Below are 14,878 nucleotides of genomic sequence, written 5' to 3' on the forward strand. Positions count from 1 at the left end.
CGAGGCCGACGAATGCGATGTCGCGTCCTGTCACGAAGGCAGGGCGCTCGGGCAGATCCGTCTGGCAGGACTGTGCGATGCGCGAGCGCAGCGCTTGCTCCTGTCGCCGGCGGGCCTGCATGGTCATGAGCGCGAGACCGCGACGCTCCGTGATTGTCACCCCGCCGCCTGGCGCGCCGCGCGGGACTGAAGATAAGGCGGATGTCCGCGACAGCTCAGCCATGGAGATTTTTTCCTTCGGGGTCGAAGAAGACCGGCGGCACCACCTCGACCAGGGTGTCGCCGTTCCGGACCGGATCATAGGCGCGCACGTGCTGGCCGTGGCGGGACGGGCCGTGCTTGAGCAAACCGAGTCCGATCCAGTGTCCGAGCATCGGCGAGAAGGCGACGGAGGTGACGTATCCTTCGTCGTGCTTCATGGTCGCCGCAGCACCCGGCGCGAGGAAGTGCGCGCCGGCGCGGAGCCGTTCGCCGCGATCGACGGGTCTGATGCCGATCAGGGCCGGCCGGTCGGCGGCGGTCAGGCCAGGACGCTGCGCCAGAACCCGTCCAATGAAGTCCTTCTTCTGCGACATCATGCGGCCGAGGCCGAGGTCCGCTGCGGTCGTTGTGCCGTTGAGCTCGTTGCCGGCGACATGTCCCTTCTCGATGCGCATGACGCCGAGTGCTTCGGTGCCGTAGGGGACCACGCCGTATCCGGCTCCGGCATCCATAATTGCCCGGATCACCGCGTCACCGAACGTCGCCGGCACGGCGAGCTCGTAGGCGAGCTCTCCGGAAAACGAGACGCGATAAATGCGTGCCGATACGCCGCGCCAGGTGAACTCGGCGCAACCCAGATAGGGCAGCGCCGCGTCCGATACGTCGTAGGCGCCGCAGAGCAGGCGTGCCAGGAGATTGCGTGAGCGTGGACCGGCGATCGAATATTGCGACCACTGCTCCGTGACCGACGTGAGCTGAACGTCGAGCTCCGGCCACAGCACCTGGCGGGCGTGCTCGAGATGCTGCATGACCTTGCCGGCGTTCGCCGTCGTGGTGGACATCATGTAGTGATCGGGCGCAAATCGTGCGCTGGTGCCGTCGTCCATCACGATGCCGTCTTCGCGCAACATCAGGCCGTAGCGCACCTTGCCGACCGGCAGCGTCGAGAAGGTGTTGGCATAGACGCGGTCGAGAAATACCCCGGCATCGCTGCCCTGGACGTCGATCTTGCCGAGCGTGGAGACGTCGCAGACACCGACCCGCTCGCGTGTCTCGCGCACCTCGCGGCTCACCGTCGCCAGCCAGTCCGTCTCGCCGGGTTGCGCGAACCATTGCGCGCGCAGCCATTGTCCGGCCTCGACGAAGGTGGCGCCGTTTTCGTCGGCCCAGCCATGTCCGGCCGTCAGACGGGTCGGGCGAAACTCTTTGCTGCGATGGCGGCCGGCGAAGGTTGCGATCGCGACCGGCGAATAAGGCGGACGCAACATGGTGGTGCCGACATCGCTGATGGCCTTGCCGGTCAGCTCGGCCATCATGGCGTGGCCGTTCAGGTTCGAGGTTTTGCCCTGGTCGGTTGCCATGCCGAGCGTGGTGTAGCGCTTGAGCAGTTCGACGGACCTGAAGCCTTCGCGCGCCGCGAGCGCGACGTCGTTGCTGGTGACGTCGTTCTGGAAATCGACGAACGACTTCGAACGCGAGGCGCCGACGTGCCAGAGCGGCGTGACGCCGTCGAACTCGTCACCGGCTCGAGGAACAGCTATCGCTTTGGCGGCGAAGCCCATGGTCTCCGCCGCTTGCGCTCCGGCCGCCATGCCATCACGCAGGGCGTTCGACAGTGTGAAACGGCCGGCGGCGGCGCCGACCACCGCCATGCCAGGCGGCGCCTTGCCGGGAATGAAAGTTGCGACCTTATCGGACCATTCCGGACGGTTCCCCATTTGGGTCGCCAGCGCCAGATTCGCATTCCAGCCGCCGGAGACGGCCAGCAGGTCCACCTCCAGTTCGCTGACGCGCTTGCTGGCGTCCCGGAATACGATGGTCTTCAGCCGGTGGCGGCCGCGCGTATCGATCACCTGCGCGCCTGCGATTGCCGAAATTCCCAACTCTTTCGCACGGTCGGCGAGGGCCGGATCGACCTGCGGCCGTGCGTCGAGGATGGCTGCGACCTCGATCCGGTGCCGCGCAAGGTCGAAGGCGGTGGACCACGCATCGTCGCAGCTCGCGAACACGGCCGCGCGACGGCCGGGCGCAACCGCGAACCGGTTCAGATAGGTCCGTACGGCCGATGCCATCATGACACCGGGACGGTCGTTGCCGCCGAACACGATCGGCCGCTCGATCGCGCCGGCGGCGAGCACGCTGCGCCTGGCGACGATCTTCCAGAGCCGTTGGCGCGGCTGCTGCGGGGCAGGTACCAGCAGATGATCGGACACCCGCTCGACCACGCCGTAGGTGCCGCCATCGTAGACACCAAACACGGTGGTCCGGCGCAGCATGCGAACGTTTGACAAGGCCTGCAGCTCGGCGACGGCCTGCCCGGCCCAGGTCGCGCCGGCAAGGGAATCGACCTCGCACGTATCGGCATTGAGCCGTCCGCCGAACACGAAGTCCTCCTCGCACAGAATGACGCGTGCGCCGGCCCGGCCGGCCGCCAGGGCTGCGGCGAGACCCGCCGCGCCGCTGCCGATGACAAGAAGATCGCAGAACGCGTGTATCTTTTCATATCCGTCAGGGTCGGCCTCGCCGCTGGCGCGTCCGAGGCCTGCCGCACGGCGGATCGCTGGCTCATAGACCTTCTCCCAGAAGGAGGCCGGCCACATGAAGGTCTTGTAGTAGAAGCCGGCGACGAACAGAGGTGAGAGCAGGGAGCCGAGTGCGCCGACGTCGAGCTTCAGCGACGGCCAGCGGTTCTGGCTGCGCGCCTCGAGCCCATCGAACAGTTCGATTGTGGTGGCGCGCGTGTTCGGCTCACGTCGCGCATCGCGCCGCAGTTCGACGAGGGCGTTGGGCTCTTCCGAGCCGGCGGTCAGGATGCCGCGCGGCCGGTGATATTTGAACGAGCGGCCGACCAGCCTGGCCCCGTTCGCAAGCAGCGCCGCGGCAAGGGTATCGCCCGGGAAGCCTGAATAGGACACTCCATCGAAGAAGAATCGCAGGCGCGTTGCGCGATCGATCTGTCCGCCTGTCGCAAGCCTGTGTGGCCCAGCAGGATTGACCATGATCAGGAGCCCGCGAATGCCGTGCCGAGAATGTCGTGTGTGCGCGTGTCGCGCCTCACGCGCAGCCAGCTCCTGCACCCATTGGCGTGGTACCAGAGCTCCTCATGCGGGCCGGCAGGATTGTCGCGGAGGTAGACCGCCTCATAGAACCTCTGCTGCGCGTCGGGCGCCGCGGGATCCGGGCGCGGAGTCGGATCGCCGTGATAGACATACTCGCTGAGGTCGCGCTCGCCGCAATAAGGACATCGGATGCGCATCTTGGGGTGCTCGTCGCGATCTCAATGGAGGTTGGGTTGGGCACCCTGGCCCTTTTCGTCGATCAGGTGGCCGGTCTTGAAGCGGTCCAGCCGGTAGGCGGACGCGACCTCATGATGCTCGCCGCGTGCGAGCAGATGCGCGAAGCACCAGCCCGAGGCGGGCGTCGCCTTGAAGCCGCCATAGCACCAGCCGGAATTCAGATAGAGCCCGTCCAGCGGCGTGCGGTCGATGATCGGCGAGCCGTCCATCGACATGTCGAGCAGGCCGGCCCAATTACGCAGGATGCGGACGCGTCCGATGATCGGCATCAACGCCATGCCGCCTTCGCAGACGTCCTCGACAACGGGCAGGTTGCCGCGCTGGGCATAGGAGTTGTAGCCGTCGATGTCTCCGCCGAACACGAGGCCGCCCTTGTCGGACTGGCTGATGTAGAAGTGACCGGCGCCGAAGGTGACGACACAGGGGATCAGCGGCTTGATGGCTTCGGACACGAAGGCCTGGATCAGATGGCTCTCGATCGGCAGCTTGAGCCCAAGCATCTTTGCGACCCGCGAGCTGCTGCCGGCTACCGCCAGTCCGACCTTTCCGGCATGAATGGTGCCACGCGTGGTCTCGACGGCGACCACACGATCGCCCTCACGCAGGAAGCCGGTAACCTCGCAATTCTGAACGATGTCGACACCGAGATCGCTCGCACCGCGTGCGTAGCCCCACACCACGGCGTCGTGACGGGCGGTGCCGCCGCGACGCTGCAGCAAGCCGCCCTTGATCGGAAAGCGGGCATTGTCGAAATCGGCAAATGGCAGAATGCGGCGAACCGCGTCCGCGCCGAGCAACTCGGCGTCGGCTCCTGCCAGCCGCATGGCGTTGCCTCGGCGCGCGAAGGCATCGCGTTGTCCGTCGGAGTGAAACACGTTGAGCACGCCGCGCTGGCTCACCATGGCGTTGTAGTTCAGTTCCTGCTCAAGCCCTTCCCATAGTTTCATCGACCATTCGTAGAACGGCTCGTTGCCGGGAAGCAGGTAGTTGGAGCGGATGATGGTGGTGTTGCGTCCGGCGTTGCCGGAGCCGATCCAGCCCTTTTCCAGCACCGCGACGTTCCGCATGCCGTGCTTTTTTGCAAGATAATAGGCCGTTGCGAGACCGTGGCCGCCGCCGCCGACGATGACGATGTCGTAGCTTGGCCGCGGCTCGGCATCGCGCCATGCCGGCTGCCAGTCGCGATGGCCGCGCAGCGCCTGGCGGGCGAGGGTGAGGAAAGAGTATCGCATAGGCCGCAACACCGAAGGCAAGCTTGTGAGCCGAAGCATGTCCTGATAAGCACGGACCTGCATGGCAAGAAACGACGGAAAATTATCCCACAGCGACAAACCTCGGATGAGCCGCGTCGGCTTCCTGCTCATCCCGGGGTTCGCGCTGATGTCCTATGCGTCGGCGATCGAGCCGCTTCGTGCCGCCAATGTTCTGACCGGACGCGTTCTGTATCGTTGGCGCCATATTTCGATTGAGGGACACGAGGTCGTCGCTTCCAACGGCGTGCGCATTCAGGCGGACGCGAGTATCGTCGACATCGGGCGGTTGGATACGATCATCGTCTGCGCCGGAGGCAATCCGCAGAGCTTCCGTCATCCAGGGACGATGGCGTTCCTGCGCAAGGTTGCCCGGCATGGTGTGCGATTGGGAGGAGTGTCGGCGGGTCCGTTCCTGCTTGCCCAGGCAGGCGTGCTGGAGGGCTACCGATGCACGCTACACTGGGAGCACATTCCGGCGTTCACAGAGAAATTCCCTTTCCTGCATCTCAGCCAGGCGCTGTTCGAGATCGATCGCGACCGGTTTACCTGCGCGGGTGGTATAGCGGCATTGGACATGATGCACGCGCTGATCCGTATTGATCACGGAGCGCGAGTGGCGGCCGACGTTAGCGACTGGTTTCTGCAGACGGAAGTCCGTCGCGGCGAAGTGGCGCAACGCCTTTCACCTACCGATCGCTTCGGGGTGCATCATCCAAAGCTGATCATTGCGCTGTCCCGAATGGAAGGCAATGTCGAGGCCCCGCTGACTTCCCGTCAGTTGGCTCGGCACGCTGGAGTTTCGGTGCGACAGCTCGAGCGGCTGTTCGCCAAATATCTGCGCACGACGATCACGCGGCGTTATGCGCAAATGCGGCTCGAGCGCGCCCGGCTGTTGCTGAGACAGACGTCGATGCCGATCGGTGAAATCGCGGCGGCCACCGGCTATGGAACACCGGCAAATTTTTCACGGGCGTACCGGGGGCAATTCGGACTTTCTCCGCGCCAGGAGCGTCTCGTCGAATGATGGCGTGGCGTCCATTCTGAGCCGAGATCGCATGTGCTGCCGTTCGCGCCCATGCTGCCGCCGAAATATCTGGCAGGGCTGCCGCTCCATTGTGCAGATGTCGCGGAGCCGCACGGCTTCTCAACGTCACCACTGAACCCACTAGGCTCGGCGCATCGAGAGAGACCCTGGGCCAAGTACAAGAATATGGCTGGCTCGGATGACGATTCGGGCTGCTGGCGCGTTGGCGTGAACGGCGAGGAGTGCGTTGGCACGATCTTGGCACAAGGAGAGGCGTTCGATGCTTTTCCCGCATCCGATCACGGTTGCCTCTTCCACCACGGCGAAACGGGTAGGCGGACAATTTTCGGAGAATAAGTCGATGCTGCGTATCGAGTGCGTGTTGGGGAGCCGGGTGGAGCCCAAACTCTCCGAGCAGCTGCACAGGCTGGACCATCGTGGTGCGGTCGATGTCGTGCATGTCCCGGTGGTCGATCTGGCGCGACGCAGGCTGCTGATCACCACGCGCGGCGGCGAAGAGCTCGCGATCGCGCTGCCACGGCATCAAAGGCTGTTCGATGGTGCGGTTCTCCTGCTGGAGGAGGAGCGGGCCATCGTGGTGCGGGCGGCCACCGAGCGCTGGCTGCGACTGGAACCGCGCTGTCTGAGCGACGCGATCGAGCTCGGCTATCAGGTCGGCAATCTGCACTGGCGCGTTCGCTTCGAGGGTCAGGTCCTGCTGGTAGCCCTCGAAGGCCGGCCGGAAGACTACCTCGCAAGGCTCGAGGGGCTGATCGAGTCCGACCGCGTCGGGGCCGGCGTGATTGAGCAAGCCGTCGATCATGAAGCTGCGCCCTTCGCGGAGCACGGGCACGCCCACTCCCACTCTCCTGGTCACGGCCAGTAGCCATGCTATCGACGCTTCGCGCAATGTGGCAGGCTGACGGAGCCTTTCCCAGCGGATCGTTTGCATTCTCCTACGGACTGGAGGGCGCGATCGCGCTGCGGCAGGGAATGCAGCAGGTCGAATTTGCACAGCTGATGCACGCAATCATCCGGCACCGTTGGGCGACGTTTGACCGTATCGCGCTTCTGCGCGCGTTTCGCGCCGGCGCCGACCTCGCGGCGATCGCCGGCATCGATCGCGAGGTCGAGGCATCGACGCTGTTCAGCGCCTTGCGTCGGGGGTCGCGGCGCAACGGCGCCTCGTTCCTCGCCACGCATGCGCGGCTCGGCAATGAGTCTGCGGTCAGTCTGCGGGACGCCGTGCGTCGCGGCGAATGTCTCGGCCACATCGCCGTCATGCAGGGAGCGGTCTGGTCTACGGTCGGGCTCGACGAGGAACTCGCCCAGCTGACCAGCGGCTACGCGGCGGTCTCCGGTCTCATCACGGCTGCTATACGTCTCGGCGCAATAGGCGTGCTGCAAGGACAGGCGATCCTGCGGGATTGCCTGCCGCTGATCCAGCAGTTCGTGGTGCAGCCGGTGCCGATCGATGCTGAGATGGAAAGCTTTCTCCCGTTCCTCGATGTCGCGTCCGCGCGGCACGAGCAGGCCGATCTCAGACTGTTTGCCAATTGAGGTGATACGGCATGTTATTGACCCCAACCGAGCTTGAACGACTGACGATCTTCGGCGCCGCCGGGCTGGCGCGGCGCCGCCGCGAGCGTGGGCTGAAGCTCAACTATCCGGAGGCGGTAGCCATCATCACCGACGAGATACTCGAGGGTGCGCGGGATGGCCGCTCGGTGGCCGACCTGATCGGCTTCGGCTCGACGATCCTGACTACGGCCGACGTGCTGCCCGGCATAGCCTCGATGATGGACATCATTCAGGTCGAGTGCGTCTTTCCGGACGGAACCAAGCTGGTCACCGTCCACGAGCCGATCCGCCCTGGTCCGGGCGCCGAAGCCGATCCCGAGCATCTCGGCAAGGTGCAGGCACTGGACGGCTCGATCGAGCTCAATGCCGGCCGGCGCAAAGTCACGTTGACCGCGGTCAACACCGGAGACCGGCCGATCCAGATCGGCTCGCATTTCCATTTCTTCGAGGTCAACAAGGCGCTCGAATTTGACCGCTCCGCCGCGTTCAACATGCGCCTCGATATTCCGGCCGGGACGGCGGTGCGGTTCGAGCCGGGCGGATCCAAGGAAATCTCGCTGGTGGAGTTCGGCGGGCAGAAGGAACTCACTGGCCTCAACAACCTAACCAACGGCCAGGGCAGCGATCCGGCCGTGCGCGATGCAGCCTTGGCGCGCGCCAGGTCGCGCGATTTTCGCGGGGCGTAGTTGGCAGGCACCATTGAACTGAGGGGACTCACGTGACCAGGATCGATCGGCGGGACTACGCCGCTCTCTATGGACCGACTACCGGCGATTCCGTGCGTCTTGGCGACACCTCGCTTCTCGCCGTGGTCGAGAAGGATCATGCGGTGTATGGCGACGAATGCCTGCATGGCGGCGGCAAGACGCTGCGTGACGGGATCGGCATGGCCGGCATCACCAGCGCCGAGGGGGCGCTCGATTTCCTGCTGTGCAACGTCACCGTCATCGATCCCGTCATCGGCATCGTGAAGGGAGATCTCGGTATCCGCAACGGACGGATCGTGGGTATCGGCAAGGCCGGCAATCCGGCGATCATGGACGGCGTCGATCCGCATCTGATCGTCTCGACCGGCACAACCGTCCGCGATTGCGAGGGGCTGTTGGCGACTCCCGGTGCAATCGACGTTCACGTCCATTTCGACAGCGCCGGCCTCGTCGAGCACGCGCTTGCCAGCGGCATCACGACGATGATCGGGGGATCACTTGGCCCCATTACCGTCGGCATCGACTCTTCGGGGCCGTTCAATACCGGGAAGATGCTGCAAGCCGCTGAGGCCTGGCCGATGAATTTCGGCTTCCTCGGCCGCGGCAATTCGCATCGCGTCCCACCGATGGTCGAGCAGCTCGAGACCGGCGTCATGGGCCTCAAGCTGCACGAGGACTGGGGCTCGATGCCGGCCGCGATCGATACCTGCCTGCGCGTCGCGGACGACTATGATTTCCAGGTGCAGATCCACACCGACACGCTCAACGAATCCGGTTTTGTCGAGAACACGCTCGAAGCGATCGGCGGCCGCACCATTCACATGTATCACACGGAAGGTGCGGGCGGTGGCCACGCACCCGATATCATTCGCGTTGCCGGCGAGATGCACTGTCTGCCGTCGTCGACCAATCCGACCAACCCCTACACGGTCAATACGTTCGACGAACATCTCGACATGACCATGGTGTGTCATCACCTCAATCCGGCCATTCCCGAGGATGTCGCCTTCGCCGAGAGCAGGATCAGGGCCCAGACCATCGCTGCGGAAGACGTGCTGCATGACATCGGTGCGATCTCCATGCTGGGTTCCGATAGTCAGGGTATGGGCCGCATCCATGAGGTGATTTGCCGGACATGGCAACTTGCTTCCAAGATGAAGGATCAGCGAGGCCCGTTGCCCGAGGAACGGCCGGGCTTTGGCGACAATGCCCGGATCCGCCGCTATATCGCCAAATACACCATCAATGCTGCAAGGACCTTCGGCATTTCCGACCACGTGGGCTCGCTGGAGGCCGGCAAGCTCGCCGACATTGTGGTGTGGCGTCCTGCATTCTTCGGCATCAAGCCGGAGCTGGTCATCAAGGGCGGCTTCATCGCATGGGGCGCCATGGGCGACAGCGCGGCGTCGCTGATGACCTGCGAGCCCATGCTGATGCGGCCGCAATGGGGCGCATTCGGTCGTGCGCCGGCCGCCCTGTCCGCCTGCTTCGTGCACCCGCTGGCGCTGGAGCGCGATCTCGGAGGCGCACTTGGACTTTCGAAGACGCTGCTGCCGGTCGGCAACACGCGCAAGCTCAGCAAGCGCGACATGCTCTGGAACGACGCCTGTCCCAAGGTGTCGGTCGATCCTGAAACCTTCGAGGTCTTCGTTGATGGCGTGCTGGCGACCTGCGAGCCGGCGCGTGAACTGCCGTTGGCGCGGCGCTACATGTTGAGGTGAGATGATGCGCGACCAGGTCGGCTTAAATGTGCAGGCAGGCCGTTCCGGCCCGGGTGCCGCGCGCGTCGGCATCGGTGGTCCGGTCGGCTCCGGCAAGACCGCGCTGATTGAGGCGTTGATCCCCGTGCTGCAACAGCGCGGCATCGATTTCGCGGTCGTAACCAACGATCTCGTCACTAAGGAAGACGCCGAGCGGCTGCGGCGCTCCGGCCTGATCGATCCGGCCCGCGTCACCGCGGTCGAGGCGGGGGCCTGCCCGCACACCGTGATCCGTGAGGATCCGACCCTGAACATCGCTGCCGGCGACGATCTTGAAGACCGCTTTCCGGGTATCGAGCTGATTCTATTCGAGTCGGGCGGCGACAATCTCGCCTCGACCTTCTCGCTCGATCTGGTCGACTGGTGGATTTTCGTCATCGACGTGGCGGGCGGAGACGACATCCCGCGGAAGAAGGGGCCGGGCCTGTTGCGCTGCGACCTTCTCATCGTCAACAAGGTCGATCTGGCGCCCTATGTCGGCGTCAATATCGATCGCATGCTGGAAGAGGCAAGAGCGGTGCGCGGCGGTCGCGCCGTGATTCCGACCAATGTGCGTGGCGGGCTGGGCGTCGAGGAGGTCGCGGATGCAATCTCTGCCTCTGTCCTCTTCCGCATTTGATACCGGCCGCGTCGCGGAGGCTCATGTGGCGGCGGAGCGGGCCGGCGGTCGGACCATCCTGCGCCGTCAGCATGTTGGTTATCCGTTGCACGTGACGCGAGGCTTCTATCTCGACGCCGCGCGGCCCGATCTTTTGACGCTCTACATCCAGTCAGCATCCGGCGGGCTCTATGCGGGCGATCGTCTGGCGCTGGATGTTGATGTCGGCACGGAAGCTGCATTCCATCTCACGACACAGGCGGCTACCGTCGTACATCACGGACGAGGGGACCGGTCGATGCAGCAGTTGCGCATCCGTGTGGGCCCGCGGGCGTTCTGCGCCATATCAAGCGACCCCTATGTGCTGTTTCCCGGCGCAAACCTTGCGCTCGACGCCACCGCCGTGGTCGGGGAGGATGCCGTGCTGCTGCTGGTCGATGGCCTCGCGGTGCACGATCCGCGATGCTCCGGACATGGCTTTGCCGAATATGTCACCCAGCAGCGCGTGATGCGGCCGGACGGCAGACTCCTGCTGCTGGATCGCGGGCGTCTCGCCGGCGGGCAGCTGCGAAACGGCGCGTTGGGGACCATGGCGGCAGCCGCAAGCGCCTTGCTCGTGGCACCACGAGACAAACTGCCCGGCATCTTGGCGTTGACCCAGGCTGCGGACGAATGCGGCTGTCTTGCGGGCGCATCGGAGGCACCGAACCAGGCCGGGCTTGTGGTGCGCATGCTTGCGCCCGATGGCGGAGTCCTGACGCGCGGAATCGAAGCTTTGTTTCAAGTCGCCGCCCGCGCGGCGCTGGGCGTAGAAGCCGCGCGACGGAGGAAATGACAAGGATCGCAGTGGCCCTGAAAATTGATCGAGGTCAAGCCTCATGTTCGCGCTTCAGCCGATCGTTGCAGCCGCGGGTCCACAGGACGCGAATGCAGATACCGGTGGTTGGGCCTTCGCGAGTCGAATCTGCTCGTCAACCGTTCAGCCGGCGACAGATCGCGCACGAACGGCGGCCTCTGGCGGGCTGTCTAGAACCGACGTTCCGAGTTAGGATGTCCTCCGATAATAAAACAGCGCTTCACACATAGTGGGTCTCGCGATGTAGCGCTCCCCCGCTACCATGCGGCATTTCATACCGTCGCGGTTCACCGCCTTATCCAGCCTCCAAAGGGATGGTGCTTTCCACGCGGTCCGCCAGCTCGGGGGCCGGCGCGCTCTGCGGCCAAGGCACGAGTAGCGAGTGAAAGGCTGCCTGGTGTTCAGCTGTCGGGTCGGAGCCGCTGCATCCTCATGCTCGACTCTCGCCGTTTTGATGGCGGTCGTCATTCTAAGAGCTTCGTACGAGTGCGGTGCCTTGGCGACCATTGAGCGAATTAGTGGCGCCAAGCTTCCAGGCCGTCAGCGTCGTATCAAGATACGGCCCAGCAATGCCGTGCTGTACTCGCCGGTGGCCCTCGCCAGATTTCTTGCGCTCGAACTCGGCTGCCCCGCCGGAAAGTTGAAGGGCAGGCTGAGCGTCCAAGGCGCGATGAACCGGAATCCCCAAGAGTCGTCCTTTTGCGGCGGCTTTGAGATCGGTGCGAGTTCGATCTCCTCTGCCTTATGGGCGAAAGGCGAGGATAGCGCGATCTTGCCTTTGATGGGTTGAACGACCGCACCGCCAAGACCGTATTTCAGCATCGAGTAGATGAAATTGCCATCCGGCTGGACGCCCACCAGAGGCTGATCCAGTTTGTCGCGGAGTTGCTTGATGGCGAGATAGCTGTCGATGCCACCGGGCACGCCGTCGCGCTCGAACCAGGTTCTTATGGTGCCGGATGAGCTTCGCATGGAGAAGGAGTCATTATCATCCTGGATTCGTGCGACCTGTTTGTTGAAGCCGTAAAAATTCTGGCCGATCAACGTGGCTGCCAGCGAGCTCACGAACAATTGCGGCATGTAGCTGAACAGGACGTTCTGCAATGAAGGTGCGTTCTTATGGATAACGTCGGGAATCAGCTGGGCGATTTCGAGGTAGTGCGCGCCGCCGAAGGGTAGTGGTCCTGGACGCACGTTGCGTTGCCGGGCAAAGATCAGGACGACATGATGCGGTGGCTCGGGAATAATCTCCGGTGTCTTTTCCGTCTTGCCCTCTGCATCGGACGCCGCGCCGTGATGCGCTGTCTTGATCGTGCTGTGGGGCGCTGGAGGTTCGAGGAGTGTCAGCCCATCGGGTAGCATCTTCTCGAGTTCGCAGCGCGGCCGTTGTTGGACGACGCAAAACGCCTCGATTTCGCCGGTACCGGCGACGGCGTTAGTGGCAAGCTTGCGCAACAGGTCCAATGCCGGCAACAAGGCGGTTGGCAGCGAAACGTCGTTGAAGTCGTTGGCGTTTGGCATGGCAATATCTACTCCTGCAATTGCGGCTGCCGCGGCGCGGCCCGCCATGACCGATGCTTCAATACAACCCGCATTAATACCGGTACGAACCCAGTCGCCGGCGAGAAAGAGATTGTCGACCCCCGACTTGCCGGCCTCCATGCGTTTGAACACGCTGCCGGGAACCGATAGCACATATCGGTCCGAGGGATTGATGTTCACCCGCGGATATTGCGCGAAGAACCGCCTTCGAGTCGGGGGGGAATAAGCACGATAGTCGAAGAATCGCTCCCAACGAATGGCATGGCCGGGGCCTTCAATTCCGGGCCATAGGAAGTGAAGGTTGCTCTCGACCCAGTGCAGCATCCTTCGCCTTTGCCGCGCGAGCATCCTGGCCGGATAGCTGTGTTTGCAGAACGGGGGCGGCGGATGCAGGGGATCGTCGACCAGGGAGCCAACGAAATATGCCAACCCCTTGGGAGGCGGTTGAGGCCATTTTTCCAGTGGCAACATCAGGCTGAGGTCGGCCCAGGTATCGAGCGGCAATACGAATCCCGAAAGAGCCGTTCGATCCTGCTTGCAACCGAGCTCTCGCATGCCGACGTTTGTCCATGCTTGAAAGGCTACCGTCGCCGTCGTCTTGATGGCATCGACCATCTCTCGCCAGCCGGGCGTGTGGCAGATCAGGTCGCTGCATATCGTGCAAAATGCGCCGATGCCGATGCCGAGCACGACATCGTCGAAATCCCTCCCTCGCAGCAGCTTCCGGGGGGCGACGCCAGGCCACTTCGTCCACGCCGATTCCAGGTCTATTCTTTGGTCCCGCAGAGCCTGTCCTTGGACCAGCTGAGAGTAGTCTGGATGGGAAGGCCAGCTCGGGATTGTGCCATCTGCGCCGATCCAGATCAGCGGATCGTAAGAATTGCCGGAGTGGGTGGTCGCCTGCACGGTGGTGTCGATGAACTCGATCGAAGCTTTGTCTTGAGACAGTCCGATGTGCTCGACCTTGGTAAAGAATTCGAATTTGACATGGCGTTTCGTGAGGACCTGGTAGAGCGGAGCGAACAGCAGCTCGCCCATGGTCGCCTTGAGAAGGTAGAAGAACGACCCGCGATATGTGAAGAGCAGCTTCAACAGGATGCGGGTGCCGGTGCCTGCCGCCACATTCCTGCAGGGAATGACATTCCCGTATTCATGCGTGTGGCGGGTACCGAAGAACCCGAACACATAATCATAGCAGCCACGGACGATAGCGGAATCCAGCGTCGAATCCGAGCAACCGTTCGACCTCATCCAATCGGTCCACTCCTGATGGTCGATGCAGTCGAAGCCCTGCCACAGCACGCCGTCGCTCAACATACCGATCGCGATCGTCAGCGCGACCTCTGCCACGATCTCGCGCGGGTCGCGAGACATGGCGGCTGACGCCGGCTTGTCGCAGAGCTGAGTCCGCGCATGCCCTAGTATCGTCTGTAGTTCGGCGGCGTCACTCGGGCTGACCGCCCTGGGATCCTGCGGCAGGATATCGATCTTCGCCCGCGCCGTTCTGAACGGACCGTCGGTTGTTCCGGCCGCCACGGCGGAGTGCTGGGTCCCCGCCGGCCATTGGTCGGTGAAACCAGCGATCGACTGGCTCTGCTGCACCGAGCATTCGAGCAGTGAGCGCAGAAAATCGACGAGCGAGACTGCGGGACGCGGTGTGCCCGGAATTCCTTCATGGGGTGGAATGTCTATAGTCCATGAAGTCCAACCGGAATTGAACGGCTCCATGAGCACGGATCGATCGAGGCCCTCGAAGGCGTTCTCGCGTGATCCGAACGGCGGGCTGAGATCGAGATCGTTCATCGCGGCATAAAGCCGGTCGACCAGTTCGAATGCGTTATCGTAGAAACCGGTCCAGACATGAAGTCCGTGTTCTTCGGCGCGATATCCTTTCTCCTTGTCGCGGCCGACCGCTCCCTTGCCGCCAAGCCGCCAGCCGATCGTGTAGACGGTAATGTCGAACAGTTGATGCTGCGGATCTTGCTCCGTCAGCTCGAACGCCGCGCTGAGCGCCGCGACACCGCCTCCCAGGATTGCAATCTTTCTGAGCGCCATGCGGC

At 63.7% G+C, this 14,878-nt stretch carries 11 protein-coding genes and 1 pseudogene; 7 read left to right on the plus strand and 5 right to left on the minus strand.

From position 1 onward, the window contains the following. The 4 genes and pseudogenes from J6525_RS05415 to J6525_RS05430 all read right to left on the minus strand — a co-directional run. Window positions 1-223, minus strand: a pseudogene (locus J6525_RS05415) (sarcosine oxidase subunit gamma); the annotation flags it as partial. Then, the gene (locus tag J6525_RS05420; RefSeq protein ID WP_225642614.1) at window positions 216-3,200 is read right to left on the minus strand and encodes a sarcosine oxidase subunit alpha family protein; all 2,985 of its coding nucleotides are present in this window, start codon (window positions 3,198-3,200) and stop codon (window positions 216-218) included. The gene J6525_RS05420 and the pseudogene J6525_RS05415, both read right to left, overlap by 8 nt. A gap of 2 nt (window positions 3,201-3,202) precedes the next feature. After that, window positions 3,203-3,457 (minus strand): sarcosine oxidase subunit delta, encoded by a 255-nt coding sequence (locus J6525_RS05425; protein WP_225642616.1) that lies wholly within the window; start codon window positions 3,455-3,457, stop codon window positions 3,203-3,205. A gap of 21 nt (window positions 3,458-3,478) precedes the next feature. Continuing rightward, a complete protein-coding gene (locus J6525_RS05430) occupies window positions 3,479-4,729 on the minus strand; it encodes a sarcosine oxidase subunit beta family protein (protein WP_225642618.1) in 1,251 nt (416 codons plus the stop codon). Between the two features lie 106 nt (window positions 4,730-4,835). On the opposite strand from J6525_RS05430, the gene J6525_RS05435 reads away from it, so the two are divergent. The 7 genes from J6525_RS05435 (at window position 4,836) to J6525_RS05465 (ending at window position 11,255) form a co-directional block, all read left to right on the plus strand. Beyond that, the gene (locus J6525_RS05435; protein ID WP_225158795.1) at window positions 4,836-5,774 is read left to right on the plus strand and encodes a GlxA family transcriptional regulator; all 939 of its coding nucleotides are present in this window, start codon (window positions 4,836-4,838) and stop codon (window positions 5,772-5,774) included. A gap of 361 nt (window positions 5,775-6,135) precedes the next feature. Then, entirely contained in the window at window positions 6,136-6,660 is a 525-nt protein-coding gene (ureE, locus tag J6525_RS05440; protein WP_225642928.1) for an urease accessory protein UreE, read from the plus strand. Window positions 6,661-6,683: 23 nt separating this feature from the next. Beyond that, complete coding sequence (locus J6525_RS05445; RefSeq protein ID WP_225642620.1) at window positions 6,684-7,334, plus strand: urease accessory protein UreF; 651 nt, start codon at window positions 6,684-6,686, stop codon at window positions 7,332-7,334. An 11-nt stretch (window positions 7,335-7,345) separates the two neighbouring features. Then, complete coding sequence (locus J6525_RS05450) at window positions 7,346-8,041, plus strand: urease subunit gamma (protein WP_225642621.1); 696 nt, start codon at window positions 7,346-7,348, stop codon at window positions 8,039-8,041. Between the two features lie 32 nt (window positions 8,042-8,073). Then, the gene (gene ureC, locus J6525_RS05455) at window positions 8,074-9,783 is read left to right on the plus strand and encodes an urease subunit alpha (RefSeq protein ID WP_225158792.1); all 1,710 of its coding nucleotides are present in this window, start codon (window positions 8,074-8,076) and stop codon (window positions 9,781-9,783) included. 4 nt (window positions 9,784-9,787) lie between these two features. Beyond that, window positions 9,788-10,441 (plus strand): urease accessory protein UreG, encoded by a 654-nt coding sequence (gene ureG, locus J6525_RS05460; protein ID WP_225158837.1) that lies wholly within the window; start codon window positions 9,788-9,790, stop codon window positions 10,439-10,441. Then, entirely contained in the window at window positions 10,371-11,255 is an 885-nt protein-coding gene (locus tag J6525_RS05465) for an urease accessory protein UreD (RefSeq protein ID WP_225158791.1), read from the plus strand. Before ureG ends, J6525_RS05465 begins: the two co-directional genes overlap by 71 nt. 561 nt (window positions 11,256-11,816) lie before the next feature. Here J6525_RS05465 and J6525_RS05470 read toward each other — a convergent pair. Further along, window positions 11,817-14,873, minus strand: coding sequence for an NAD(P)-binding protein (locus J6525_RS05470; protein WP_225642623.1), 3,057 nt, complete (start codon window positions 14,871-14,873; stop codon window positions 11,817-11,819). Between the last annotated feature and the right edge of the window lie 5 nt (window positions 14,874-14,878).

The sequence above is a fragment of the Bradyrhizobium australafricanum genome (assembly GCF_020329495.1).
GTDB classification, from domain to species: Bacteria; Pseudomonadota; Alphaproteobacteria; order Rhizobiales; family Xanthobacteraceae; genus Bradyrhizobium; species Bradyrhizobium australafricanum.

Coding starts and splice junctions, on each gene's coding strand:
- J6525_RS05420 (WP_225642614.1), bottom strand. CDS start 3,200: ATGGTCAATCCTGCTGGGCCACACAGGCTTGCGACAGGCGGACAGATC.
- J6525_RS05425 (WP_225642616.1), bottom strand. CDS start 3,457: ATGCGCATCCGATGTCCTTATTGCGGCGAGCGCGACCTCAGCGAGTAT.
- J6525_RS05430 (WP_225642618.1), bottom strand. CDS start 4,729: ATGCGATACTCTTTCCTCACCCTCGCCCGCCAGGCGCTGCGCGGCCAT.
- J6525_RS05435 (WP_225158795.1), top strand. CDS start 4,836: ATGAGCCGCGTCGGCTTCCTGCTCATCCCGGGGTTCGCGCTGATGTCC.
- ureE (WP_225642928.1), top strand. CDS start 6,136: ATGCTGCGTATCGAGTGCGTGTTGGGGAGCCGGGTGGAGCCCAAACTC.
- J6525_RS05445 (WP_225642620.1), top strand. CDS start 6,684: ATGTGGCAGGCTGACGGAGCCTTTCCCAGCGGATCGTTTGCATTCTCC.
- J6525_RS05450 (WP_225642621.1), top strand. CDS start 7,346: ATGTTATTGACCCCAACCGAGCTTGAACGACTGACGATCTTCGGCGCC.
- ureG (WP_225158837.1), top strand. CDS start 9,788: ATGCGCGACCAGGTCGGCTTAAATGTGCAGGCAGGCCGTTCCGGCCCG.
- J6525_RS05465 (WP_225158791.1), top strand. CDS start 10,371: ATGTGCGTGGCGGGCTGGGCGTCGAGGAGGTCGCGGATGCAATCTCTG.
- J6525_RS05470 (WP_225642623.1), bottom strand. CDS start 14,873: ATGGCGCTCAGAAAGATTGCAATCCTGGGAGGCGGTGTCGCGGCGCTC.